Source organism: Vannielia sp. ABF1_015, from assembly GCF_056160745.1.
Genome location: NZ_JBSWXT010000002.1, coordinates 479,327 through 500,100, shown reverse-complemented (window position 1 = coordinate 500,100; position 20,774 = coordinate 479,327). Strand labels below are relative to the sequence as shown.

Sequence of the window (20,774 nt, the reverse complement as noted above, 5' to 3'; positions counted from 1 at the left end):
GGGTCGTCGCTTGCAGCAAATTGACCTTGCAGCGGGGGCGGGCCACAAGCGGTGGATGACAGACCTTCCCACCCGCACCAACTGGCCGCTCGTCACCCTGCTTTACCTTCTGGGTCTGCTAGCGGCGGGGCATTTTGCCAAGGTTGCGCTGACGCTGGGGGCGCTGGGCACGCGCTATCCGGAGGCGGGCGGGGCGCTGCCGTTGGCGGTGTCGATGACCTCGGTGGCCGGGGTGATCTTTGGCGCGACGGCGGGCATCGTTGTGGCCCGCTTCGGGGCGCGGCGGGTGCTGATTGCGGCAATCGTGGGCGGCGTGGCGCTGGGCGCGGCGGAGGCGCTGCTGCCCACCTTCGGGCTGTTTTTGGCGCTGCGCTTGGCCGAGGGGTTTGCCCATTTGGCTATCGTCGTGGCCGCGCCGACGCTGATGGCCGCAAGCTGCACCCCGGCCCATCGCGGCGCGGTGATGGGGCTTTGGGGCACCTTCTTCGGGATCGGGTTTGCGCTGATGTCGGTGTTGGAAATGGATTTGGGAACAGGTCTTTACTGGGCGCATGCGGCGTTTCTGGCCGTGGTGGGTGGGGCGCTTGTGCCGCTGCTGCCGCGCGCCGTGGGGCGCGGGCCGGCGGCGGCCGAGGGCTGGCTGGCGCGGCATGTGGCGATTTACACCAGCGCCCGCCGCTTTGCCCCGGCGCTGATGTTCTTCTGGCACGCGATGATGTTCATGGCCCTCATCACCTTCCTGCCGGAGTTCCTTGGCACGTGGACCGCGCCGCTGCTGCCGCTGGTCGCGCTGGTGGGCACCTTCTGGGCCGGGGCGGCGACGCGGCGGATTGCACCGCAAAGGCTGGCGCTAGTGGCCTTCGCTGCCGGGGCGGCGCTGATGGTGCTGTTCTACCTGCTCCCGGGCGTGCGGCTGGCGCTTGCCGTGCCGATGCTGCTGGCCTTCGGGGCAGTTCCCGGCGCGGCCTTCGCCGCCGCGCCGTTGCTCAACCCCGACCCGGCCGATACCGCCCGCGCCAACGGGGCCATCGCGCAGTTCGGCAACATCGGCACCGCGCTCACCATCCCGATTTTCTCGCTCGCGCTGGATGCGGGCCTCGGCGGCATGGCGGTGCTGGTGGTGGGGCTTTCGCTCGCCGCGATGTTGGCGGTCTGGTTGATTTTCGCTCGCGTCAGCCCTTCGGCGGAAGCAGGGTGATGGTGGTTTTGGCCGCCCGCCGCCGCAGCGCGTAAACCTCTGCAAATTCAGGGTCTTCTGCCCAAGCGCGGGCGGCTTCGGCGGAGGGGAAGGCGAGCAGGACGGAGGCTGGGGGGCCGCCGCCATTGTCTTCCAGCACCTCGCAGTTTGGCCCGCCTGCGATCATCTGGCCGCCATGCTTTTGCACCGGCTCGAAGCCGCGTTCGCGATATTGCTGCATCATCTCCGGGTCTGTCACTTCGATCTGGACGGTAACGTAGTGGGTCATGGTCTCTCCTCTGGTTGCGGCCAGAGTGCCGTGCCGGGGTGCCGTGCAAAATTGCTCGGATCGGCAAGGGGGCTGTGCAATATTGCAAGGGCACGGCAGGGCGGGGCTGAGGGAGAATTGCCAGATGCTGGAGTGGAACGACCTGCGCTTGGTGCTGGAACTGGCGCGCGCCGGAAGCCTTTCGGGTGCGGCGCGGGTGCTGGGCATCAACCACGGCACGGTATCGCGGCAGCTGGCGCGGCTGGAGGCGCGCGCCGGGCGGCGGTTCTTCGAGCGGCTGCCCGAAGGGGTGCGCCTGACGGCAGAAGGGGCCGCGGCGGCCGCGCGGGCGGAGGCAATGGAGGCGGAGGCCATTGCGCTCGATCTCGAACTCGCAGCCCGGGCCGGGGAAGGCGGCGTGCTGCGGGTGACGGTGCCGCCGCTGGTGGCGGACAACGCCTTTGCCGAAGACATCGCCCTTTGGCAGGCCGAGCACCGCGCCATGGAGCTGCACATCCTTGGCGACAACCGCATCCTCGATCTCCACCGGCGCGAGGCGGATGTGGCGATCCGGGTGAGCCACGCCCCTGCCGAGAGCCTGTGGGGCCGGAAGATCACCGACCAACGCGCCGCACTCTATGCCAGCGAAGGGTTCATAAAGCGTTACCAAGAGGCTCTCGGCGGGGCCGGACCGCTCCCCGTTGTTGGCTTCACCGCTTGGGACGCGCCGGTGGCCAAGAGTATTCAGGTGCGTTTTCCCAATGCTGTGCTCGCCACGCTCTGCGATGACATGATGGCGGCAGTAAGCCTTGTCAAACAGGGGATCGGGCTGACGCGGATGCCCTGCTTCATGGAGGGTGAAGGGCTGCTGCGGGTGCCCGGCACGCCGCTGGTGCCTTATATGCCAATCTGGGCGCTGACCCATCCGGAGCTGAGGCACGCGCCGCTGGTTTCGGGCTTTCTGCGCTTCATCGCGCGCCGATTTGCCAGCCGCGCCGCTCATTACCTCGGAGAAGAGTGAATCCTTGTCAGCATGTTTACGGAATGTTCTCACTTTTATGTTGGCCTGAGGCGGACGGTGCTCTATCTCTTGGCCTTGTGAACCGCCGGGGGTGACATGGCCGAGTTGAAGTATATCGAAGTGCGGGGGGCGCGAGAGCATAACCTCAAGGGGATCGACGTGGATATTCCGCGCGACGAGCTTGTGGTGATTACTGGGCTGTCTGGCTCTGGCAAATCGAGCCTCGCGTTTGATACCGTCTATGCCGAGGGGCAGCGGCGGTATGTTGAAAGCCTGAGTGCCTATGCCCGGCAATTCCTTGATATGATGGAAAAACCTGATGTGGATCACATCAGCGGCTTGAGCCCGGCGATTTCGATTGAGCAGAAGACCACCTCGAAGAACCCGCGTTCGACCGTGGGGACGGTGACGGAGATTTATGACTATCTCCGGCTGCTCTTTGCCCGTGCCGGAACGCCCTATTCCCCGGCCACCGGCCTGCCGATCGAGGCGCAGCAGGTGCAGGACATGGTGGACCGTGTCATGGCCATGGAGGAGGGCACGCGGGCTTACCTGCTGGCCCCGATCGTGCGGGACCGAAAGGGGGAATATCGCAAGGAATTCCTTGAGTTACGCAAGCAGGGCTTTCAGCGGGTGAAGGTCGACGGGGCCTTTCATGAGCTGGATGATGCGCCCAAGCTCGACAAGAAATATCGCCATGACATTGACGTGGTGGTTGACCGGATCGTGGTGAAGGAAGGGATCGAGACGCGGCTGGCGGATTCGTTCCGCACGGCGCTGGATCTGGCGCAGGGCATCGCGATTTTGGAAACCGCGGTGAAAGAGGATGAGGAGCCGGAGCGCTTTACCTTCTCCGAGAATTTTGCCTGTCCTGTCAGTGGCTTCACCATCCCCGAGATCGAACCGCGGCTGTTTTCGTTCAACGCGCCCTTCGGGGCCTGTCCGGAGTGTGACGGGCTTGGGGTGGAGCTGTTCTTTGACGAGCGGCTGGTGGTGCCTGACCAGGCGCTGAAGATTTATGACGGGGCGTTAGCGCCTTGGCGGAAGGGCAAGAGCCCTTATTTTCTTCAGACAATTGAGGCGATTGCCAAGCACTACGAGTTTGACAAGAACACGGTGTGGAAGGATCTGCCGGCGCATGTGCAGCAGGTTTTTCTCTACGGATCGGGCGAAGAAGAGATCAAGTTTCGCTATGATGAGGGCGGTCGGGTTTATGAAATTTCCCGGCCTTTCGAGGGGGTTATCCCCAATATGGAGCGGCGCTACCGGGAGACCGACAGCAACTGGATCCGCGAGGAGTTTGAGCGGTTTCAGAACAACCGGCCGTGCGGGGCCTGCGGGGGCTACCGGCTGAGGGAAGAGGCGCTGGCGGTTAAGATCGCGGGCGACCATGTGGGGCAGGTGGTTCAGCTCTCGATCCGCGAGGCGCTGGAGTGGATCGACGCCGCGCCGAAGAAGCTGAGCAAGCAGAAGAACGAGATTGCCAAGGCCATTTTGAAGGAAATCCGCGAGCGTCTCGGATTCCTGAATAACGTTGGTTTGGAGTATCTTACGCTGTCACGTTCAAGTGGAACATTAAGTGGCGGCGAGAGCCAGCGGATCCGGCTGGCCTCGCAGATCGGCTCGGGGCTCACAGGCGTGCTCTATGTGCTCGACGAGCCCTCCATTGGCTTGCACCAACGCGACAACGGGCGGCTGCTGACGACGCTGAAGAACCTGCGTGACCAAGGCAACACTGTGATCGTGGTGGAGCATGACGAAGAGGCGATCCGCGAGGCGGATTATGTCTTCGATATCGGCCCGGGGGCGGGCGTGCATGGTGGCGAGGTCGTGGCGCATGGCACTCCTGCGGAGATTGCGGCGAATCCGAAGTCGGTCACCGGGGAGTATCTCAGCGGAAAGCGAGAAATTCCTGTGCCCACCGAACGTAGAAAGGGCAACAAGAAGAAGCTGACGGTGAAGAAGGCCAGCGGCAACAACCTCAAGGATGTGACCGTTGATTTCCCGCTGGGGAAATTCGTTTGTGTTTCGGGGGTTAGCGGGGGTGGTAAATCCACGCTGACGATAGAGACGCTGTTCAAGACGGCCTCAATGCGGCTGAACGGCGCGCGCCAGACGCCTGCGCCCTGCGAGACGATCAAGGGGCTGGAACTGCTGGATAAGGTGATTGATATCGACCAGCGGCCCATCGGGCGGACGCCGCGAAGCAATCCAGCGACTTATACCGGGGCCTTCACCCCGATCCGTGATTGGTTTGCCGGTCTGCCGGAGGCGAAGGCGCGGGGATACAAGCCGGGGCGCTTTTCTTTCAACGTAAAAGGGGGGCGGTGCGAGGCGTGTCAGGGGGATGGGGTCATCAAGATCGAGATGCACTTTTTGCCCGATGTCTATGTGACCTGCGAGACCTGTCAGGGTGCCCGGTATAACCGGGAGACGCTGGAAATTCGGTTTAAGGGCAAGAGCATAGCGGATGTTCTTGATATGACCGTCGAAGACGCGCAGGAGTTTTTCAAGGCGGTGCCGAGCATCCGTGAGAAGATGGATGCGCTGGTGCGGGTTGGTTTGGGCTACATCAAGGTCGGCCAGCAGGCGACGACGCTCTCTGGCGGTGAGGCGCAGCGGGTGAAGCTGAGCAAGGAACTCGCCAAGCGGAGCACCGGGCGGACGCTGTATATCCTTGATGAGCCGACGACCGGCTTGCACTTTGAGGATGTGCGCAAGCTGTTGGAAGTGCTGCATGAATTGGTGGATCAGGGCAACTCGGTGGTGGTGATCGAGCACAACCTCGATGTCATCAAGACCGCCGACCACATCATTGATATTGGCCCCGAGGGCGGCGATGGCGGGGGCACTGTGGTGGCCACGGGCACGCCGGAACAGGTGGCCGAGGTGGAGGCAAGCCATACCGGGCGATACCTTAAGGAAATGCTTGCGGCGAAGCGGGTGGCGGCGGAATGAGCAGGGCCACAACCCATGCACAAGTGATGCACATCCCATAACTCTGAGCTTGCGCACGGTTGGCGCGGGTTTTGGCGTTAATGTGCGGCTTCTCTGGGTTTGCTTGATCTTAATTGATCGTCAGGGGATGGCGTGGTTGGTTTTGGTGCGTGGCGTCCTGCAGCCGCTCCCGGGATCCACACCCTCGGGCTATGCGGCTATCAACCCGGAGGTATGCCGCCGCTCAAAGGAAGGTGCCGGTTATTGCGCCGGAGTGGCGGGCGTGGCGCGTAGGTAGTAGCTGCGGAGCATGGCCGCGAGAGTGGCGAGCGCGCCGAGGGCCGCGAAGAGGGCAACATCGGTGTGGGTGCCCCAATCCTTTATCGCGATGGCAGCCAGGGCCCAGGCGAGGGCAAGCGCGTAGGTTGGGTGCGGGCGCAAGGTGAGCAGGGCGGTAAGGCCAACCACCAGCGCGCCGGTGATGCAGGCGAAGGCCCATGCGGTTTGGCCCATCCAAAGGCCGAACCCGGCTGCGGTGATACCGAGGGAGGCGAAGCTGGCGGCGGTGAGCCAACCCGCGAAGAGGCCGAGGGGCGCACCGAGCAGCCAACTGTCGTGGGAGGGTGCGCGGGCGGCGGTGCCGAGGGCGAGGATCAGCATCACGAAGATCAGCACGGTGGCCCAGATGGGCGAGAGGGTTGCCGTGTAGAGCCAGAAGGTGCCGAGGGCGAGCGCACCGAAGAGGGGCCAGCGGGGCCTGTCCCATGCCGGATCCATAGCGCGGGCGAGCAGGCCGTAGACTGCGGAGACGATGAGCCATGCATAGATCAGCCCCCAGATGGAAAAGGCCCAGCCGGCGGGTTGCACGGGCGGGTCGATCTGGGGGACGGGGAAGAGCGCGGGATCGTAACCAGCAAAGCTGGTGACGAAGAGCGGCGAGGCGACGAAAGTGGCTGACGCGGCCAGCACGAGCAGGGCTTTGAGACGTTCCATGCCGAGATAACGCTGGAGAGGCGCGGGTGGTTTCATTTTCGCGCCTCTCTTTGTTGGTGCATCAGTTGGCGATGGCTTCGACGGCGCGGATCAAGTCGAGCACCTCAGCGGTGTCATTGTCGATCCGGACCAGAACGCCATCAGTTACCGCATAGCGCGACCCGCGCGGCGCGGGCTCAAGGCCATATTGCCAAGGCTTCACGACCACGTAATCACGCCCGCCGAGATCGGTGCCCACGTGGATGAGCGGTGCCTTGCGTTGCGCCTTCTTGGCCTGACCGGGGGGCACGCAGGACGGGCTTTTTTTGGCCAAGCCGGGCGGGCACCCGCGTGCATGGCTTTGCTCGACGCGGTGCTTTTGCTTGGCGTGGGCCTTTTTCGCCTGCCCTTTGCCCTGCGCAAGCCCCGGTGTGCCGAGCGCAAGGCAGATCGCCGTGGCGGCGGCTGTCAGTTTGGTCAGTCGGGTCATCTTGTGCCTCGCTCGATTTGCGGTGCCTCGTGGGGCGTTGGGGGCACAACACGGCGGGTCGGCTCAGGTTTCATCACAGCGGGTTGATGTTGTGATGTGGTGCAAATGCCGCTCAGCGCTTCATCGGGCAGGTGTTGAAACCGAAGAGCGAATAGAGCGGGCAGGTTGCGAGCAGGCCGGTCACGAGAGGGATGATGCCAATCAGGTAAAGCCAGCTATAGGCGCTGTCACGGTTGAGCACGAAGCCGATGAGCAGGCCCGCTCCGACGAGGATGCGCAGAATGCGGTCGATTCCGCCGACGTTGGTCTTGAACATGGATGCCTCCTTGCAATTATATTCGAATGTTAGAATGCAATAAGCGAGGGTCGGATGGCAGAGGGCGAATGGACGCAGGGCCGCGGCGGATATAGGGCCGCCGCGGCCAGAGGCGGCTGCCTATGCGTCGCCTTTGGAGCGGGCGAGGTTGCAGTGGCGGTGGGTGATGCGCAGAGGCATGGCGTTGTAGGCGTTCATCAGCATTTTATACTGCTTTTGCACTCCGCCGCGCCGGTAGACCGGATCCCGCTCGACCTTCCGTTTTCGGTGCCGCCAGTCGGGGCCGTAGTGATCAATCGGTGGGGCCTCGCGGTGGAGCCTGCCGCTTTTTGATTTGTAGCTGATCTTGCCTGCATCGTCGATGTCGATGGGCTTGCGGCAGATTGCGCAGACCAGCTTGCCACCGATGGTTTGCCCTTTCATCAGCGAGCCGCGCACATGGGTGCGCCAGCGTAGCCCGGCGCGGTTGGAGAGGGAGAAGGTTCTGTCTCCGTCTGAGCGGATGGGGGTGGCGCGCACAATTTCGGCACCGGTTTCTGGGCAGGTCCGGCCAACGGGGCTGCCGCTGCACTTCATCTCGCAGACTTCACAGTCTTCTTCGGCACATTCGATCGTCCATTCGGTCATTGGAAAATTCCTTGTGGTGATAAAAATGACGTAACGTCAATGTGGGGTGCACCCGCAGCGGTGCAACCGTGGGGTGTGTAAAATTTTGGAGCGATGGGTGACGCCGGGGGCTGAGTAAGGCCCTTTGCTACGAGCGCTTGCGGGCCTCAAAGCGGGGGAGCATGGCGGAGAAGTCCTTGTCGCCCGCGCCTTCAGCCTCGACGAAGGCTTCATAGAGCTTCATCGCGGCTTCGCCCATCGGGGTGTCGGCGTCGGCCTGTTCGGCGGCCTGTTGGGACAGGCGCAGGTCTTTCAGCATGAGGGCGGCGGCGAATCCGGGCTGGTAGCCGTTGTCTGCCGGGCTTTGCGGGCCAACGCCGGGGGCGGGGCAGTAGGTGTTCATGCTCCAGCTTTGGCCGGAGGAGGTGGAGACCACATCGAACATCGCCTGCCGGTCGAGGCCGAGCTTGTCGGCCAGTGCAAAGCTCTCGCAGGTGGCGATCATGGTGACGCCGAGGATCATGTTGTTGCAGATCTTGGCGGCCTGGCCCATGCCCGCGCCGCCGCAGTGGACGGACTTTTGGCCCATGATGTCGAAGAGCGGTTTGGCGGTGGTATAGGCCTCGGCAGGGCCGCCGACCATGAAGGTGAGGGTGCCTGCCGTGGCGCCGCCGGTGCCGCCGGAGACGGGCGCATCCAGCGCGGCGAGGCCGGAGGTTTGCGCGGCTTCGGCCACCGCTTGGGCGGAGGCGACATCAACCGTGGAGCAATCGAGGTGGATGGTGTTTTGGCCCATGGCCGGGTGGATCTGGGCGGCGACGGCGCGCAGGATGTCGCCATTGGGCAGCATGGTGATGACCACCTCGGCCCCAAGCGTGGCCTCGGCAGCGGAGGCGGCGAGGGGGATGCCCTCGGGCTTGGCCGCGGTGTCGAAGCCGGTGACATCATGGCCCGCGGCGATGAGGTTGAGGGCCATGGGCGCACCCATGTTGCCCAGTCCGATGAAGCCGATTTTCATGGGGTATCCTCCGGAAATGTAAGTTCGTCATCGCCCAGTGGGGCGAGCATGGCCTGCACCTCGGCCTCCGTCACCTCCGCGAGCGCGGCGTGGGGCCATTTGGGCTGCTTGTCCTTGTCGATCACGGCGGCGCGGATGCCTTCGAGGAAGTTCCCGTGTTCCATGCAGCGGTGGGTGAAGCGGTATTCGAGGGTGAGGGCCTCGTGGATGGTGCTGCTTGGCCCGAGGCGGCGCAGGATTTCGATGTGGCAGGCGGCGGCGAGCGGGTCGGCGCGGGTGAGGGCCTTGAGCGCGGCTTGGGCGAGGTTGGAGGGATCGGCGGCGAGGGAGGCGGCGACCTCTGTGTGGGGTTTTTCGAAGTGGGCAGCGACGCCGCGCATCTCGATGTAGAAATCGGCCTGAGCGGCGAGGTCGGCGCCTTCGAGCTCGGGCGGCACGTGGGGGCTGCCGCTTTCGGCCATACGGGCCTTGAGGGCGGGCCAGTGGGCTTCGGCGACGAGATGATCGGCGAAGCCGAAGAGCCCGTGCATGGCCTTGAGGCGGTGGCCGGTGGTGCCCAACCACGCCCCCGCGCCGGGGTGGAGGGCGGAGAGCTTTGCAAGAATGTGGGAGCCGCCGACGTCTGGCACCAGCCCGATGGCGCATTCTGGCATGGCGATCTGGGTGCTGTCGCCGATGATGCGATGCGCGGCATGGCAGCCGAGGCCCACGCCGCCGCCCATGGTGAAGCCTTGCAGGAAGGCGACGACGGGCTTGGGGTAGGTGGCGAGGCGGGCGTTCATGGCGTATTCATCGCGCCAGAATTTGCGGCCGTAACCGTAGTTTCCTGCGGTGCCGGTTTGATACATCTCTACGATGTCACCACCGGCGCAGAAGGCCTTTTCGCCTGTCGCGTCGATCAGGACGAGCTGCACGGCGGGGTCTTCGGCCCAGTCCTTCAGGGCGGCATCGACGGCGAGGCACATCTCGTAGGTGAGGGCGTTGAGCGCCTTTTCACGGGTGAGGGTGATGCGGCCTGCGCGGCCCTCGGTGCGGATGTGGATGTCGGTCATTTGGCGAGCATGCCACGGGCCACGATCATGCGCATGATTTCATTCGTGCCTTCGAGGATCTGGTGGACGCGGAGGTCTCGGGCGAGCTTTTCGATGCCGTAGTCGGCGAGGTAGCCGTAGCCGCCGTGGAGCTGCAGGCATTGGTCGACGATGCGGGAGCCGGCCTCGGTGCAGAACTTCTTGGCCATGGCACAGTGCTGGGTGGCGTCGGGGGCCTGCGTGTCGAGCTTCCACGCCGCTTGGCGCAGGAAGGTGCGGGCGGCTTGCAGCTCTATCTCCATATCGGCGAGGCGGAACTGGAGGGCTTGGAACTGGTCGATGGAGCGCCCGAAGGCTTTGCGGTCGGCCATGTAGGCCAGCGTTGCGGTGAGGGCCGTCTGGGCGGCGCCGAGGGAGCAGGCGGAGATGTTGAGGCGGCCGCCGTCGAGGCCCATCATGGCGTATTTGAAGCCTGCGCCTTCTTCTCCGAGGAGGTTTTCGGGCGGGACGGGGCAGCTATCCATCTGGACTTGCCGGGTGGGCTGGGAGCGCCAGCCCATCTTGTCTTCCAGCGCGCCGAAAGAGAGGCCCTCGGTGCCGTCTTCAACGATGAGGGCGGAGATGCCGCGCGGGCTGTCGTCGCCGGTGCGGGCCATGACGATGTAGGCATCGGAATAGCCGCCGCCGGAGATGAAGGCCTTGGTGCCGGTGAGCTGGTAGCCTTCGTTTGTTTTGGTGGCGCGGGTCTTGAGCGCCGCCGCGTCGGAGCCGGAGCCGGGCTCGGTGAGGCAGTAGGAAAAGACCGTCTCCATGGTGAGGGCCTTGGGGAGATACTTCTCGCGGGTCTCGTCGGACCCAAACGCCGAGAGCATCTTGGCGCACATGTTGTGGATGGAGAGGAAGGCCGCGACGGAGGGGCAGGCCATGGAGAGCGCCTCGAAGACGAGGGTGGCATCAAGCCGGGAGAGGCCGGAGCCGCCGTGCTCTTCGGGGACGTAGAGGCCGGCGAGGCCGAGGGCGGCGATCTCGGGCCAGAGGGCCTTGGGAATGGTGCCCTCGGCCTCCCACGTGCGGGCATGAGGGGCGATGGCGTTTTGGCCAAAGCTGTGGGCCATGTCGAAGATGGCGGTTTGCTCTTCGGTGAGTTCGAAGTTCATGTGTGCTCCTCCCCAGGGGCGTTATTGAACGCTGGGTCAATTTTGGGGAAGGTTGGGAGGGTTGGCAAGGGGGGAGGTCTGTTCAAAGCCATCAGTCAGCAAAAGCATACGAACGTGATGACATGGTAGCGAGGTGGTGCCCGCACAAGCTTTCAAGGCGCTTCCATTGAACTGAAGCAAAGCTCTTCTGTAATGCGTGATGTCAAAATATGCGCATCCCAGCACTTGATCTTATTAGCGCATGCCGTGCCACTAGTTCCATCAGGTCAATGTAAGCCCAAAGCTCCTCCTCAGCGGTCGAGAAGGGAAGTAGCATCTCAGAGCGCGATGTCCCTGAGTCATTTTTCGTATGAACAATTCGGCATCTGATATCATAAAGTAACTCAGCAATATCGGGCCTGTGATCATGCCCGCCTCGAGAAACGTTTACTGTCTTGTCTGTGATCCCTTTCTGCTTCTTGCTCACAATTTCTGCTACATCTGAATTCTCCGAAAAGTATTGATCTACTTCGTCTCTAGAAAGAACTTCCGCGACCGTGACTTTCATTTGCTCGCGCTCACTTGATCCAGCGCGACCGGTTCCTGCGATTGAAGAAACTAATCTAGTTAAGTCTGATTCTCGATCTATTCTAAAGCTAGGATGCTTGAGCAATTTCCTCGCGGACCTCACAGATTCAAGCATCGCAAAGTTGGGGAAATAGTATTCGACCACCTGATAATAAGCTAAGAATTGCAGCAAAGGTAGACCGCGAGCGCTTTTTGCGTACCAGAACAGTGATATGGGCGCGCTATCGTATTCAAACTCTGGGAACTGCAAGCTTGAGTTATCATCAGCGGGGCGGCTTCGTCGTCTGGTTGGTCGCCTTCGCTGAAGAGATTTCTTCAAAGCAAGTGACGCTCCCCTTTCGCAATATATCTGGAAAAAGAGAGCGTTGGAGATTGTCTCCAAGGCGATTACAGCAGATTCGTAGCTTTGCTTTGAGCCAAGATAAATTTTGAGACTTAGGGAGTTTTGTGACGATGTGTCTGCTAGTCTTGCGTAACCCCTTGAGGTAAGAATATGTAAGTCCTTGCTGCAAGGAGAGATTTCAAATCGAACTCCATTCTTTGACGATGCACTGACCCTAAACGTCTGATCCCTTTCTTCGTCGATATCGTCTTCCCCGGCAAAATGAGACGGATACGTCAAAATACGCTCCACTCCGCTGGCGCCCATCGGCCCACGGGAGGTGATCTTGGCTTCGATTACTCCTGCGTCCATATCGCAGATTGCATCATAGCTTTCAAGAAATGAGAATTTCTCAAAATTTATCGATAAGAGCAACTCAGCTTTCTCTGGACTCGAAATCGAAATGCGTCGTGGAAACTTTCCTGAAGGGAAAATCAAATAGTTATGAACTGTGACGTCATCTCCGTAATCGATTTCGCGACGCTGATGCTCAATGTTGCTGACCGCGGCGCGCTGAATGAGATCATTTATTACCTGTTCTTCGTCCATAAAGTTCCCTCCGCGTATAATCTGAGTCTACCTACTTGTCGATTGGAAATAAGTGTCTTTTCAGGATCTATTTACGCCGTGCCTTCCCGGAATTCAACTTCACTCTGTTTCTACAGAGCATACAGAAATGTATGTTGTATCCTTTTTGGGATTTCAAGCCCCCTCCCCAAACTCGGCCACGAAGCTCTCCACCACCCCCCGCATGGCCGCATCATGCGACGCCCCGGCCTCCGTGTAGCCGCGATAGACTGCCCGTTGGCGGTCTGCTGCGTTGCCCTTTGCCTCGATTTCGGGGAGGCGGGCGATTTCGGCTGTGCTTCCCAGGGCGTGGGCGTCTTCGGCCAAAATCTCCACTAGTTCTTCGGCCAGCATGGCCATGAGGATGATCTCTCGGGCGCCGAAGTCTATCAGGCCTTCGCTGACGCCATACCGTTGGGCGCGCCAGCGGTTTTCCATGATCAGGAAGCGGTCGTAGCGGCGCCAGCGGAGGTTGCGGGTGCGCAGGCGCCAGAGCGTGCGCAGGAGGGCCTGGGGGGTGGCGGCGAGGGTGAGGGTGTCTTCCAGCCGGGGGGAGACGTCGCAGATGCGTAAGGCTCGGTCTGGCCATATCATCACCATATCATCCGTTGGTGGTTTGGTCGGGCAGCCGTTCAACGAAATCTATTGCGCCGCCAAATTCGCCGTTGAGGGATATTCGGTGGCATTGGCTTGCTATGTTACCTCAAATTTCGGGATCAACTTTACCACAGTGGAGCCCGGCGGCATCCAATCTGAGTTTGCAAGCAACGTATTGAAACACGTGCAAGACACCGGCGGCATGTTGGAAGACGAGTATTTGCCGATCCTGCAAAATTACATTGGCGGCGCTTAGAACCGTCAGAGCGGAGAAGACATTTACCAGACCGCAGATGAAGTTGCAGCAGTGGTGATGACGTGCTTGGAGGCTGAAACCCCGCCGATCCGCACCCGCACTTCAAAGTGGGGCGAAGATTTCACCCGTCTCAAGACCGAACTTGATCCGACAGGTGAAAGGCAACAAGCGGCAGTAATCGAGCAGTTCCTTAGCTGAGGCGGGGTGTCACAGAAACCGGCCGCCAAAGAGCCCAACAACGAAACCAGCCGTTTTGACAGTGCGCAGACAATGCGCGCTTTGTGTGCATAGTCGACATTTGAGACGGCGGTGCTGCCGTGGCTTTCTTCTGAAATGTCATTGGTAGGTGAGGGTGCTGTGGCCCTTGGCGTCAAACGTGGTTCTTGGCCAAGTCGTGCAAGGGGCTGACCGCGTGCGTTGCCGGGTTTTACCTGCCTTGGGAAAGGAACCATTGGGGCGGCTGGGCGTCCTTCTATGAAAGGAGGAGTACCTGATGTCCGAGAAAGCCCCCGGCTGGGTCGTGCCCGTGATGCGGGTGGGATACTTCGCCCGCGCCGTTGTTTACACCGTGGTGGGGGGGCTTGCGCTCACCGCCGCGATCAGGGGCGGGGAGGCGGAGGGCACCACGGATGCGCTGGCCGACTTGCAGGCGCACTGGTGGGGCACGCCGCTGCTGTGGCTCGTAGCGGTTGGCCTCTGGGCCTACATGGTGTGGCGTCTGATTGACGCCTGGATGGACCTTGAGGATTACGGCCACGAGGCCAAGGGGATCGTCGCGCGGACAGGGTTGGTTGTGACCGGGGTGATCCACGGGGCGATTGGGGTATCGGTGGCCGGGCTGGCGCTGCGCGGTGGTGACGGCGGCGGTGGCGGCACCCAGAGTGCGACGGCCAAGCTGATGGCCATGCCCTTCGGGCCGTGGCTGGTCGGCGCGGTTGGGCTGGTGACGATCGGGGCCGGAATCTACTATGGCTACAAGGGGCTTGCCGAGAAATACAAGGCGCATATCCGGGTGACGCCGGTGGCCGAGCGGTTGGACCCGGTGATGAAGTTCGGCTGCATTGCCGAGGGGGTGGTGATTGGCGTGATCGGGGTGCTTATCTGCTTTGCCGCCTTGGCCTCCGAGCCGCAGCGGGCGGGCGGCGTGGGCGAGGCGCTGGGCCAGATCCGCGCGGCCCCGTTTGGGCGGGTGATGCTGGGGGTGGTGGCCATTGGGCTGATCGCGTTTGCGGTAGAGAACGCGGTTGAGGGCCTTTACCGGGTTATCCCGCGCCGGGACGGCAAGGACGTGATGACGCTGGCCCGGCGGGCGAAGATGAAGGCGGAAGGGACGCTGGCGGCGGCGGGTTGAGGCGTAGGCGGCGGGGCGGGCAGGACGCAGCTCGCGGACCCACCCGTGCCGTGCCCGGCGGTGGGCTACAGCCTGTATTTCACTAAAGCTGGACCTGTCAGGCGGTGCGCCTTAGCCGCGGCGATTGGCGGGGCGGCTGTCAGGCAGGCGGATGCGGGCGACCTGTTCGGCAATGGGATCGACCGAGAGCGGGTGGATCTCTTGCCGGTGCTCTTCGGCATCGCCGAGATCGCGCCATGCGCCGTTCTTGTAGATTTCGAGCGCGCCGTAGCTGGCCTTGTAGCCCATCTTCGGTGAGCCGGGCACCCAGTAGCCGAGGTAGACATAGGGCAGGCCAGCTTCGCGGGCGATGTTGATGTGATCGAGGATAATGTAGCGGCCGAGTGAGTGCTTTTCCATCATCGGCTCGAAGAAGGAGTAGACGAGGCTGACGCCGTCGGCCAGCACATCGGTGAGGCAGACGGCGACCAGCTTGTCTTCACCGGTATCGTTCTCTGCGGCCTCGGCGGGCAGGTGATATTCGACCACCCGGCTCTTCACCGGGGTCTCTTCGATCATCGCGGCGAACTCGAAAATATCCATATCGGCCATGCCGCCATCGGCGTGGCGCTGGTCGAGGTAGCGGCGAAAAAGCGCGTATTGCTCCTCGGTGGCCCAAGGCGAATTGGCCTTGCGGGTGAGCATGGCGTTGCGCTTGGCCACTCGTTTCTGGCTCTTGGTCGGCTCAAAGTCTGCCACGCGGATACGGGCGGACATGCAGGCCGAACAGTCGGCGCAGGAGGGGCGGTAAAGCACGTTTTGGCTGCGGCGGAACCCCTGCTGGGAGAGCGTATCGTTCAGCTTTTCGGCACCTTCTCCCTGTAGCGCGGTGAAGAGCTTCCGCTCCATCCGGCCCTCAAGGTAAGGGCAGGGTTGCGGGGCCGTCACGTAGAACTGGGGCGCGATGGGGAGTGTGTGGCGCAAGGGGAAGCAGCGTGCGGTTACTGAGGTTCAGAGGTGACGGTAACAGTGTGATGACGTCGCGCCAAGCCCCCAGAAACAGGGAGGCGGTTTGAGGTGCTGCCCTGCAGCGATACCCGCACCTCAGCGGTGGGCGGCGGCGCGGTTGATCGCGACGCTGCCGAGGAGATGGTCGCCAAGGCTTTGACGGCGGGATGTTGTCAGCATCAGCACGATCGAGATCACCTGCACGAGGAAGGTGGAGATGGCCACGGAGTAGATCAGCGTGTGGATGAAGGCCTCGCCCAGCCCGAAGCGCTCGCCGCGGTGGGTGCGCATTTCGAGGGACATCAGCCGCATGCCCCATGTGGCGGAGCCACAGGCCAGCGTGATGGTGCGGTAGGCGAAGGATATCACCAGCCAGAGCAGTGGGTAGAAGAAGAGCCCGGTGAAGGCGGTAAAGGGGAGCACCAGCAGGGTCACCAAGAAGATCAGCACCCCATCGACGAGCCACGCAAAGAAGCGTTTCGCGGGCGTATCGGCGTAGAACTCGGGCGCAAGGTCCGGGTCGGGGAGGGCGGTGGTGATGTTGTCCATCGTGGACATCTGGGGTGTCTCCTGACGATTTGAAAGGGGCCCGCCGCCCGGGGGGAGGGAGCGGCGGGCCGTTGGTGGGACAACGCGGGGGAGGCGTGCCCCGTTCCGTGGACGTTTGGCTTAGCGGGGCTCGGTGAGCGCGGGCTCTTCGCTGTCGCTGTTCTTCTCGCCATCGTCCGAGGATTGGGCGGCTGTTGCGCGGTCATCCATGAAGGCGTCGAACTCTTCCTTGTCCTTGGCGGCGCGGAGCCGTTCGAGGAACCCTTCAAAGGCTTCCTGCTCGTCTTCAAGGCGGCGCAGGGTTTCGGCCTTGTAGCTGTCGAACGCCGTGTTGCCGGAAGAGCGGAAGCCGTGGCGACGGTTCATCCGGTGGGCGTCATGGGTGTGAGAGCGCCTTTGGGCGCAGCGGCCAGAAAACATGCGTTTGCTCCAGATCATATAGGCGAGAAGGGCGAGACCGAGGGGCCAGAAGAAGATGAACCCCAGCACCATGGCTGCGATCCAGGCTCCCTTGCCACGCTCGTCCAGCCAGCCTTCGGCACGGGCGAACCAGCCGGGCTGGTGCGTGACGGTGGCGGTTTGGGCGGTGTTCATCAGGGTATCTCCGTTGTTTGTATATGTGAATGTCTTTCACATTATGAGAGATGGGGGTGGGGCGCGGGGGCTTCAAGGGGGAATGTGAATGTTTTTTACATTTGGCCAGAATGTGCTGTGGGCGGTGGGGATTTCGGGGCTGGAGATCCTCGGGTCAGGCCCGAGGATGACGGGGGTAGGAAGCGAGAGGTCCCTGTCTTTGGCCCGGGGATGACCGTGACTAATGGGTGAAGTCGGTGGTGTCTGCCTTTGCCAGCCGAGCCATGGTTTCGGGCGCGATTTCGAAGATGTGGCGCGGGGTGCCGGCGGCGGCCCAGACCTGCTCGAACTCGGTGAGGCGGGGGTCGAGGAAGGCTTTGGGCGCGGTCAGATGGCCGATGGGGGCGACGCCGCCGATGGCGAAGCCGGTAATCTTGCGCACGGCGGCACCCTCGGCGCGGGTGAGAAGCTCCCCTGCGGCTGCGCTGGCCTTGGCCGGGTCTACCTTACTGCCGCCTGCGGTGAGGAAGAGGTAGAGCGCGCCGCTCTCTTCTCCGGCGAAGATGATGGACTTGGCGATCTGGTCGATCTCGCAGCCAGCGGCGGCTGCGGCCTGGGCGGCGGTGCGGGTGCTTTCGGGCATTTCGCGGGTGGTATCTGGCAGGCCCGCGGCTTGTAGCGCGGCGCGGACACGTTTGAGGGATTTGGACATGGGGCCTCGGGTTGTGGGGTGGTGCCCACCCTACGGAGCGGCCCCGCGGGGGCAAGAGGCGTTGACCGGAGGGCGCGGGCGGGGGATGAAGGCGGCATGACATTTGCCAGCCAGATCACCCGTTTGCCGATTGCCGTTGACCAAGGCGCCGCTGCCACCGCGCGGGAAGCGGCGGGCTGGGCGACGGGGCAGGTGGCCGAGTTGATCGGCGGCGCGGCGGGCTCGGCCCCGTATCTCGCCGGGTTGATCGGCAAGGAGGCCGAATGGCTGGAAACCGCGCTGGCCGCGCCGGTGGATGAGGTGGTGCCGGGGGTGCTCGCCGCAGCTGCCGCAGAGACCGACGTGGCGGTGGCGCTGCGGGCGGCAAAGCGGCGGTTGGCGCTGTTCACCGCGCTGGCCGATCTGGGCAGGGTCTGGCCGCTGGAGAAGGTGACGGGCGCGCTCACCGAGCTGGCTGACTGCGCGGTGCAACTGGCGTGGCGGCGGGCGTTGGAGCGGGAGGCGGCGCGGCGCAAGTCGGCGCTGGAGCCGGGCGATGTGGATGACGACCTCTGCGGTATCTTCGTGCTGGCCATGGGCAAGATGGGTGCGCATGAGCTGAACTATTCCTCGGACATCGACCTCATTTTGCTGTTCGATCAGGATCGTTGGCCGGAGCGGGACTTTCACGAGCTGCGCACCAGCCTTGTGCGAGCCACCCGCGAGGCGGCCAAGACGCTGAGCGACAACACGGCGGAGGGCTATGTTTTTCGCACCGATCTGCGTCTGCGGCCCGATCCGAGCGTGACGCCGGTGTGCCTGAGCATGGAGGCCGCCGAGCGCTATTACGAGAGCCTTGGGCGCACTTGGGAGCGGGCGGCGCATATCAAGGCACGGGTTTGCGCGGGCGATCTGGAGGCGGGGGCAGGCTATCTGGAGCGGCTGAGGCCTTTCATCTGGCGCAAGCACCTCGATTTTGCCGCCATTCAGGACGCCCATGACATGCGGTTGGCGATCCGCGAGCATAAGGGGCTTTATGGCAAAGCGCTGGAGGGACGCGACCTGAAGCTGGGGCGTGGCGGCATTCGGGAGATCGAGTTTTTCACCCAGACCCGGCAGATTATCGCGGGCGGGCGCGACCCGGAGCTGAGGGTGCGCGGCACGGTGGAGGGGCTGGCGCGGCTGGCGGAGAAGGGTTGGGTTGGCGAGGCCGATGCGGCGCAACTGGCCGAGGACTACCGGGCGCACCGGGAGTTGGAGCATCGGATTCAGATGGTGCACGACCAGCAGACCCATGCGCTGCCAAAGGATGCCGAGGGCATTGAGCGGGTGGCGCGGCTGGCGGGCGAGGGGGACACAGAGGCCTTTCGGGCGCGGCTGGAAGAGCGGCTGGAGCGGGTCGCCACGCTGGCCGAAGGCTTCTTTGCGCCGGGAAAGAAGCGCAAGGGCGAGGGCGAGCCGGAGTGGAGCGACGGCGCGCGCGAGATCATGGCGCGCTGGAAGGGCTATGCGGCCTTTCGCTCGACCCGCGCGGGTGAGCTCTTTGCCCGCATCCGCCCGGAGTTGATGACCCAGCTGGGTGGCGCGGCGAAGCCGGAGGAGGCGCTGGGGGCCTTTGACGGCTTCTTGCGGGGCCTGCCAGCGGGGGTGCAGATTTTCTCGCTCTTCGCCTCCAACCCGCAGCTTTTGGGGCTGATCGTGGACATCTGCGCCACCGCGCCGGAGCTGGCGGAATACCTCAGCCGGAATGCAGGCGTGCTCGACGCGGTGATTGGCGGCGATTTCTTTGCCGATTGGCCGGGCGTGGAGGTGCTTGACGCGGCGCTGCGCGAAGAGATGGCGCGGGCCGGGGATTATGAGGGCAAGCTCGACACCGCGCGGCGCTGGGCGAAGGAGTGGCATTTTCGGATTGGGGTGCATTTGCTGCGCGGCCATGCCTCGGCGCTGGTGGCAGGGCAGCAATATGCGCTGCTGGCCGAAGCGGTGCTGCGCGCGGTTTATCCGGTGGTGGAGGCGGAGCACGCAAGGCGGCATGGGCCAGCACCGGGACGGGGCGCTGTGGTGCTGGGCATGGGCTCGCTCGGCGCGGGTTGGCTGAATGCGAAGTCCGATTTGGACCTCATCGTGATCTACGACGCTGACGGTGTTGAGCAGAGCGAGGGCAAGCGCCCCCTCACCGCTGGGGCGTGGTATGCGCGGCTGACGAAGGCGCTAGTGACGGCGCTCACCGCGCTGATGGCCGAAGGGCGGTTGTATGAGGTGGATATGCGGCTGCGGCCCTCGGGCAACTCGGGGCCGGTGGCGACCTCTCTGGCGGCATTTGCCGCCTATCAGCGCAAGGACGCGTGGACATGGGAGCATCTGGCGCTCACCCGGGCGCGGGTGATCTGCGGGGCAGAGGCGCTGGCGGGGGAGGTGGAGGCGGTGCGTTGCGAAGTTTTGGCCACCCGCCACGACCGGGCCAAGGTGCTGGCCGATGTGGCCGAGATGCGGGCGCGGATCTTTGAGGCCAAGCGCCCCGGAGGCGGGCTGGAGGCCAAGATTGGCCCCGGGCGGATGCAGGATATCGAACTCGCGGCGCAGGCGGCGGCCCTGTTGGGCGGGGTGCCCGCGCGGCGGCTGGAGGACCAGCTTGCGGCGGGCGCGCTTTGCGACGGCACCGATGTTTTGGCCCGCTCCTATGCCTTGATGCAGCAGGTGCAGGGCTGCGCAAGGTTGCTCAGCGAAGGGCCGCTGGAGGTGGAGGGCATGGGCGAGGGCGCGCGGGCATTGCTGGCCCGCGAGACCGGGGTGGAGCCGGTTGAGGCGCTTGCGGGCCGCATGGATGAAGCCGCCGCAGCGGCGGCAGAGGTGATTGAACGGGCGCTGGATGGCGCCGGAAAGGAAGGCTGATGGCACAGATCGACGAGACCGCGCGATTTGACCACAAGGGGCTGATCCGCGAGGCCTATCGGATGGAGGGTGTTGGCCCCGGCGAGGCCCGGAGCATCTTTCTGGATTGGGCGCTCAGCCTGCCGGATGAGACCGAGCAGAGCATGGCGCTGCGCTCGCTCTATGAGCACTACGGGCGCAGCGCGCCGGAGCATCCGATGTCGGTTGTGCTGAAGGAGGCGATGGAGGCCGATATGACGCCGAAGCGGCGCGGCGGATGGCGTGGGCGGCGCGATTAGGGCTTTGCGGGGCCTCTTCGGCTGCGCCTCATCGGCCCCGTGTGTCCCGCATCTGGTGGGGCGCCGGTGGTGGGTGCGGAATGGATATTTT

22 protein-coding genes are annotated in these 20,774 nt (G+C 63.5%); 8 read left to right on the top strand and 14 right to left on the bottom strand.

All coding sequences use genetic code 11. The annotated features are described in order from the left end of the window. Positions 1 to 55: 55 nt before the first annotated feature. On the top strand, positions 56 to 1,198 hold the full coding sequence (locus tag ACXAG6_RS14950) for an MFS transporter (protein ID WP_475338551.1): 1,143 nt from the start codon (positions 56 to 58) through the stop codon (positions 1,196 to 1,198). Here the strand turns inward: ACXAG6_RS14950 and ACXAG6_RS14945 are convergent. Then, positions 1,173 to 1,466, bottom strand: a complete 294-nt coding sequence (locus ACXAG6_RS14945) for a DUF1330 domain-containing protein (RefSeq protein ID WP_475338549.1) — start codon at positions 1,464 to 1,466, stop codon at positions 1,173 to 1,175. The genes ACXAG6_RS14950 and ACXAG6_RS14945 overlap by 26 nt on opposite strands. 124 nt (positions 1,467 to 1,590) lie before the next feature. Here ACXAG6_RS14945 and ACXAG6_RS14940 point away from each other — a divergent pair, with 124 nt between their 5' ends. Both ACXAG6_RS14940 and uvrA read left to right on the top strand, forming a co-directional pair. Next, entirely contained in the window at positions 1,591 to 2,466 is an 876-nt protein-coding gene (locus tag ACXAG6_RS14940) for a LysR family transcriptional regulator (RefSeq protein ID WP_475338548.1), read from the top strand. Between the two features lie 96 nt (positions 2,467 to 2,562). Beyond that, a complete protein-coding gene (gene uvrA, locus ACXAG6_RS14935) occupies positions 2,563 to 5,424 on the top strand; it encodes an excinuclease ABC subunit UvrA (RefSeq protein ID WP_475338546.1) in 2,862 nt (953 codons plus the stop codon). 240 nt (positions 5,425 to 5,664) lie between these two features. On the opposite strand, the gene ACXAG6_RS14930 is transcribed toward uvrA, so the two are convergent. The 9 genes from ACXAG6_RS14930 to ACXAG6_RS14890 all read right to left on the bottom strand — a co-directional run bounded on the left by ACXAG6_RS14930 (position 5,665) and on the right by ACXAG6_RS14890 (position 13,103). After that, positions 5,665 to 6,396: a hypothetical protein gene (locus ACXAG6_RS14930; RefSeq protein WP_475338545.1), complete on the bottom strand. Its 732-nt coding sequence runs from the start codon at positions 6,394 to 6,396 to the stop codon at positions 5,665 to 5,667. Positions 6,397 to 6,457: 61 nt separating this feature from the next. Then, positions 6,458 to 6,865 carry an RcnB family protein gene (locus ACXAG6_RS14925; RefSeq protein WP_475338544.1) on the bottom strand — a complete coding sequence of 136 codons (408 nt, stop codon included), beginning with the start codon at positions 6,863 to 6,865 and terminating at the stop codon, positions 6,458 to 6,460. 112 nt (positions 6,866 to 6,977) lie between these two features. Further along, positions 6,978 to 7,181, bottom strand: coding sequence for a YgaP family membrane protein (locus tag ACXAG6_RS14920; RefSeq protein WP_475338542.1), 204 nt, complete (start codon positions 7,179 to 7,181; stop codon positions 6,978 to 6,980). A gap of 120 nt (positions 7,182 to 7,301) precedes the next feature. Further along, on the bottom strand, positions 7,302 to 7,808 hold the full coding sequence (locus ACXAG6_RS14915; protein ID WP_475338541.1) for a hypothetical protein: 507 nt from the start codon (positions 7,806 to 7,808) through the stop codon (positions 7,302 to 7,304). Positions 7,809 to 7,935: 127 nt separating this feature from the next. Beyond that, complete coding sequence (mmsB, locus tag ACXAG6_RS14910; protein ID WP_475338540.1) at positions 7,936 to 8,805, bottom strand: 3-hydroxyisobutyrate dehydrogenase; 870 nt, start codon at positions 8,803 to 8,805, stop codon at positions 7,936 to 7,938. Beyond that, complete coding sequence (locus tag ACXAG6_RS14905; protein WP_475338538.1) at positions 8,802 to 9,857, bottom strand: enoyl-CoA hydratase/isomerase family protein; 1,056 nt, start codon at positions 9,855 to 9,857, stop codon at positions 8,802 to 8,804. Before ACXAG6_RS14905 ends, mmsB begins: the two co-directional genes overlap by 4 nt. Continuing rightward, the gene (locus tag ACXAG6_RS14900; protein ID WP_475338537.1) at positions 9,854 to 10,993 is read right to left on the bottom strand and encodes an acyl-CoA dehydrogenase family protein; all 1,140 of its coding nucleotides are present in this window, start codon (positions 10,991 to 10,993) and stop codon (positions 9,854 to 9,856) included. The genes ACXAG6_RS14905 and ACXAG6_RS14900 overlap by 4 nt, the downstream gene beginning before the upstream one ends. Before the next feature lie 202 nt (positions 10,994 to 11,195). Continuing rightward, positions 11,196 to 12,491 carry a hypothetical protein gene (locus ACXAG6_RS14895; RefSeq protein WP_475338536.1) on the bottom strand — a complete coding sequence of 432 codons (1,296 nt, stop codon included), beginning with the start codon at positions 12,489 to 12,491 and terminating at the stop codon, positions 11,196 to 11,198. 153 nt (positions 12,492 to 12,644) lie between these two features. Continuing rightward, positions 12,645 to 13,103: a glutamate-cysteine ligase family protein gene (locus tag ACXAG6_RS14890; RefSeq protein ID WP_475338534.1), complete on the bottom strand. Its 459-nt coding sequence runs from the start codon at positions 13,101 to 13,103 to the stop codon at positions 12,645 to 12,647. On the opposite strand from ACXAG6_RS14890, the gene ACXAG6_RS14885 reads away from it, so the two are divergent. From ACXAG6_RS14885 to ACXAG6_RS14875, 3 genes are all read left to right on the top strand, one after another. Beyond that, positions 13,075 to 13,362 (top strand): SDR family NAD(P)-dependent oxidoreductase, encoded by a 288-nt coding sequence (locus tag ACXAG6_RS14885; RefSeq protein ID WP_475338533.1) that lies wholly within the window; start codon positions 13,075 to 13,077, stop codon positions 13,360 to 13,362. The genes ACXAG6_RS14890 and ACXAG6_RS14885 overlap by 29 nt on opposite strands. A gap of 57 nt (positions 13,363 to 13,419) precedes the next feature. Continuing rightward, entirely contained in the window at positions 13,420 to 13,560 is a 141-nt protein-coding gene (locus ACXAG6_RS14880; RefSeq protein ID WP_475338532.1) for a hypothetical protein, read from the top strand. 295 nt (positions 13,561 to 13,855) lie between these two features. Continuing rightward, the gene (locus tag ACXAG6_RS14875; RefSeq protein WP_475338531.1) at positions 13,856 to 14,713 is read left to right on the top strand and encodes a DUF1206 domain-containing protein; all 858 of its coding nucleotides are present in this window, start codon (positions 13,856 to 13,858) and stop codon (positions 14,711 to 14,713) included. Positions 14,714 to 14,824: 111 nt separating this feature from the next. On the opposite strand, the gene ACXAG6_RS14870 is transcribed toward ACXAG6_RS14875, so the two are convergent. The 4 genes from ACXAG6_RS14870 to ACXAG6_RS14855 all read right to left on the bottom strand — a co-directional run bounded on the left by ACXAG6_RS14870 (position 14,825) and on the right by ACXAG6_RS14855 (position 17,534). After that, positions 14,825 to 15,676, bottom strand: a complete 852-nt coding sequence (locus ACXAG6_RS14870) for an arginyltransferase (protein ID WP_475338529.1) — start codon at positions 15,674 to 15,676, stop codon at positions 14,825 to 14,827. Positions 15,677 to 15,796: 120 nt separating this feature from the next. Next, a complete protein-coding gene (locus ACXAG6_RS14865) occupies positions 15,797 to 16,249 on the bottom strand; it encodes an RDD family protein (protein WP_475339075.1) in 453 nt (150 codons plus the stop codon). A gap of 120 nt (positions 16,250 to 16,369) precedes the next feature. After that, the gene (locus ACXAG6_RS14860; RefSeq protein WP_475338528.1) at positions 16,370 to 16,843 is read right to left on the bottom strand and encodes a DUF2852 domain-containing protein; all 474 of its coding nucleotides are present in this window, start codon (positions 16,841 to 16,843) and stop codon (positions 16,370 to 16,372) included. A gap of 220 nt (positions 16,844 to 17,063) precedes the next feature. Beyond that, on the bottom strand, positions 17,064 to 17,534 hold the full coding sequence (locus ACXAG6_RS14855) for a YbaK/EbsC family protein (RefSeq protein WP_475338527.1): 471 nt from the start codon (positions 17,532 to 17,534) through the stop codon (positions 17,064 to 17,066). A gap of 96 nt (positions 17,535 to 17,630) precedes the next feature. Between ACXAG6_RS14855 and ACXAG6_RS14850 the strand changes: the two genes are divergently transcribed. Both ACXAG6_RS14850 and ACXAG6_RS14845 read left to right on the top strand, forming a co-directional pair. Next, positions 17,631 to 20,405: a [protein-PII] uridylyltransferase family protein gene (locus tag ACXAG6_RS14850; protein ID WP_475338526.1), complete on the top strand. Its 2,775-nt coding sequence runs from the start codon at positions 17,631 to 17,633 to the stop codon at positions 20,403 to 20,405. Next, entirely contained in the window at positions 20,405 to 20,683 is a 279-nt protein-coding gene (locus tag ACXAG6_RS14845; RefSeq protein ID WP_475338524.1) for a hypothetical protein, read from the top strand. Before ACXAG6_RS14850 ends, ACXAG6_RS14845 begins: the two co-directional genes overlap by 1 nt. Positions 20,684 to 20,774 lie beyond the last annotated feature (91 nt).

What these genes read in the sequence shown, in the direction of transcription:
- ACXAG6_RS14860 (WP_475338528.1), bottom strand. Translation starts at nt 16,843, where the DNA reads ATGAACACCGCCCAAACCGCCACCGTCACGCACCAGCCCGGCTGGTTC.
- ACXAG6_RS14925 (WP_475338544.1), bottom strand. Translation starts at nt 6,865, where the DNA reads ATGACCCGACTGACCAAACTGACAGCCGCCGCCACGGCGATCTGCCTT.
- ACXAG6_RS14940 (WP_475338548.1), top strand. Translation starts at nt 1,591, where the DNA reads ATGCTGGAGTGGAACGACCTGCGCTTGGTGCTGGAACTGGCGCGCGCC.
- ACXAG6_RS14875 (WP_475338531.1), top strand. Translation starts at nt 13,856, where the DNA reads ATGTCCGAGAAAGCCCCCGGCTGGGTCGTGCCCGTGATGCGGGTGGGA.
- ACXAG6_RS14865 (WP_475339075.1), bottom strand. Translation starts at nt 16,249, where the DNA reads ATGGACAACATCACCACCGCCCTCCCCGACCCGGACCTTGCGCCCGAG.
- ACXAG6_RS14850 (WP_475338526.1), top strand. Translation starts at nt 17,631, where the DNA reads ATGACATTTGCCAGCCAGATCACCCGTTTGCCGATTGCCGTTGACCAA.
- ACXAG6_RS14930 (WP_475338545.1), bottom strand. Translation starts at nt 6,396, where the DNA reads ATGGAACGTCTCAAAGCCCTGCTCGTGCTGGCCGCGTCAGCCACTTTC.
- ACXAG6_RS14845 (WP_475338524.1), top strand. Translation starts at nt 20,405, where the DNA reads ATGGCACAGATCGACGAGACCGCGCGATTTGACCACAAGGGGCTGATC.
- ACXAG6_RS14855 (WP_475338527.1), bottom strand. Translation starts at nt 17,534, where the DNA reads ATGTCCAAATCCCTCAAACGTGTCCGCGCCGCGCTACAAGCCGCGGGC.
- ACXAG6_RS14920 (WP_475338542.1), bottom strand. Translation starts at nt 7,181, where the DNA reads ATGTTCAAGACCAACGTCGGCGGAATCGACCGCATTCTGCGCATCCTC.
- ACXAG6_RS14915 (WP_475338541.1), bottom strand. Translation starts at nt 7,808, where the DNA reads ATGACCGAATGGACGATCGAATGTGCCGAAGAAGACTGTGAAGTCTGC.
- ACXAG6_RS14900 (WP_475338537.1), bottom strand. Translation starts at nt 10,993, where the DNA reads ATGAACTTCGAACTCACCGAAGAGCAAACCGCCATCTTCGACATGGCC.
- ACXAG6_RS14885 (WP_475338533.1), top strand. Translation starts at nt 13,075, where the DNA reads ATGCGTAAGGCTCGGTCTGGCCATATCATCACCATATCATCCGTTGGT.
- uvrA (WP_475338546.1), top strand. Translation starts at nt 2,563, where the DNA reads ATGGCCGAGTTGAAGTATATCGAAGTGCGGGGGGCGCGAGAGCATAAC.
- ACXAG6_RS14950 (WP_475338551.1), top strand. Translation starts at nt 56, where the DNA reads ATGACAGACCTTCCCACCCGCACCAACTGGCCGCTCGTCACCCTGCTT.
- ACXAG6_RS14880 (WP_475338532.1), top strand. Translation starts at nt 13,420, where the DNA reads ATGACGTGCTTGGAGGCTGAAACCCCGCCGATCCGCACCCGCACTTCA.
- ACXAG6_RS14945 (WP_475338549.1), bottom strand. Translation starts at nt 1,466, where the DNA reads ATGACCCACTACGTTACCGTCCAGATCGAAGTGACAGACCCGGAGATG.
- ACXAG6_RS14890 (WP_475338534.1), bottom strand. Translation starts at nt 13,103, where the DNA reads ATGATATGGCCAGACCGAGCCTTACGCATCTGCGACGTCTCCCCCCGG.
- mmsB (WP_475338540.1), bottom strand. Translation starts at nt 8,805, where the DNA reads ATGAAAATCGGCTTCATCGGACTGGGCAACATGGGTGCGCCCATGGCC.
- ACXAG6_RS14905 (WP_475338538.1), bottom strand. Translation starts at nt 9,857, where the DNA reads ATGACCGACATCCACATCCGCACCGAGGGCCGCGCAGGCCGCATCACC.
- ACXAG6_RS14895 (WP_475338536.1), bottom strand. Translation starts at nt 12,491, where the DNA reads ATGGACGAAGAACAGGTAATAAATGATCTCATTCAGCGCGCCGCGGTC.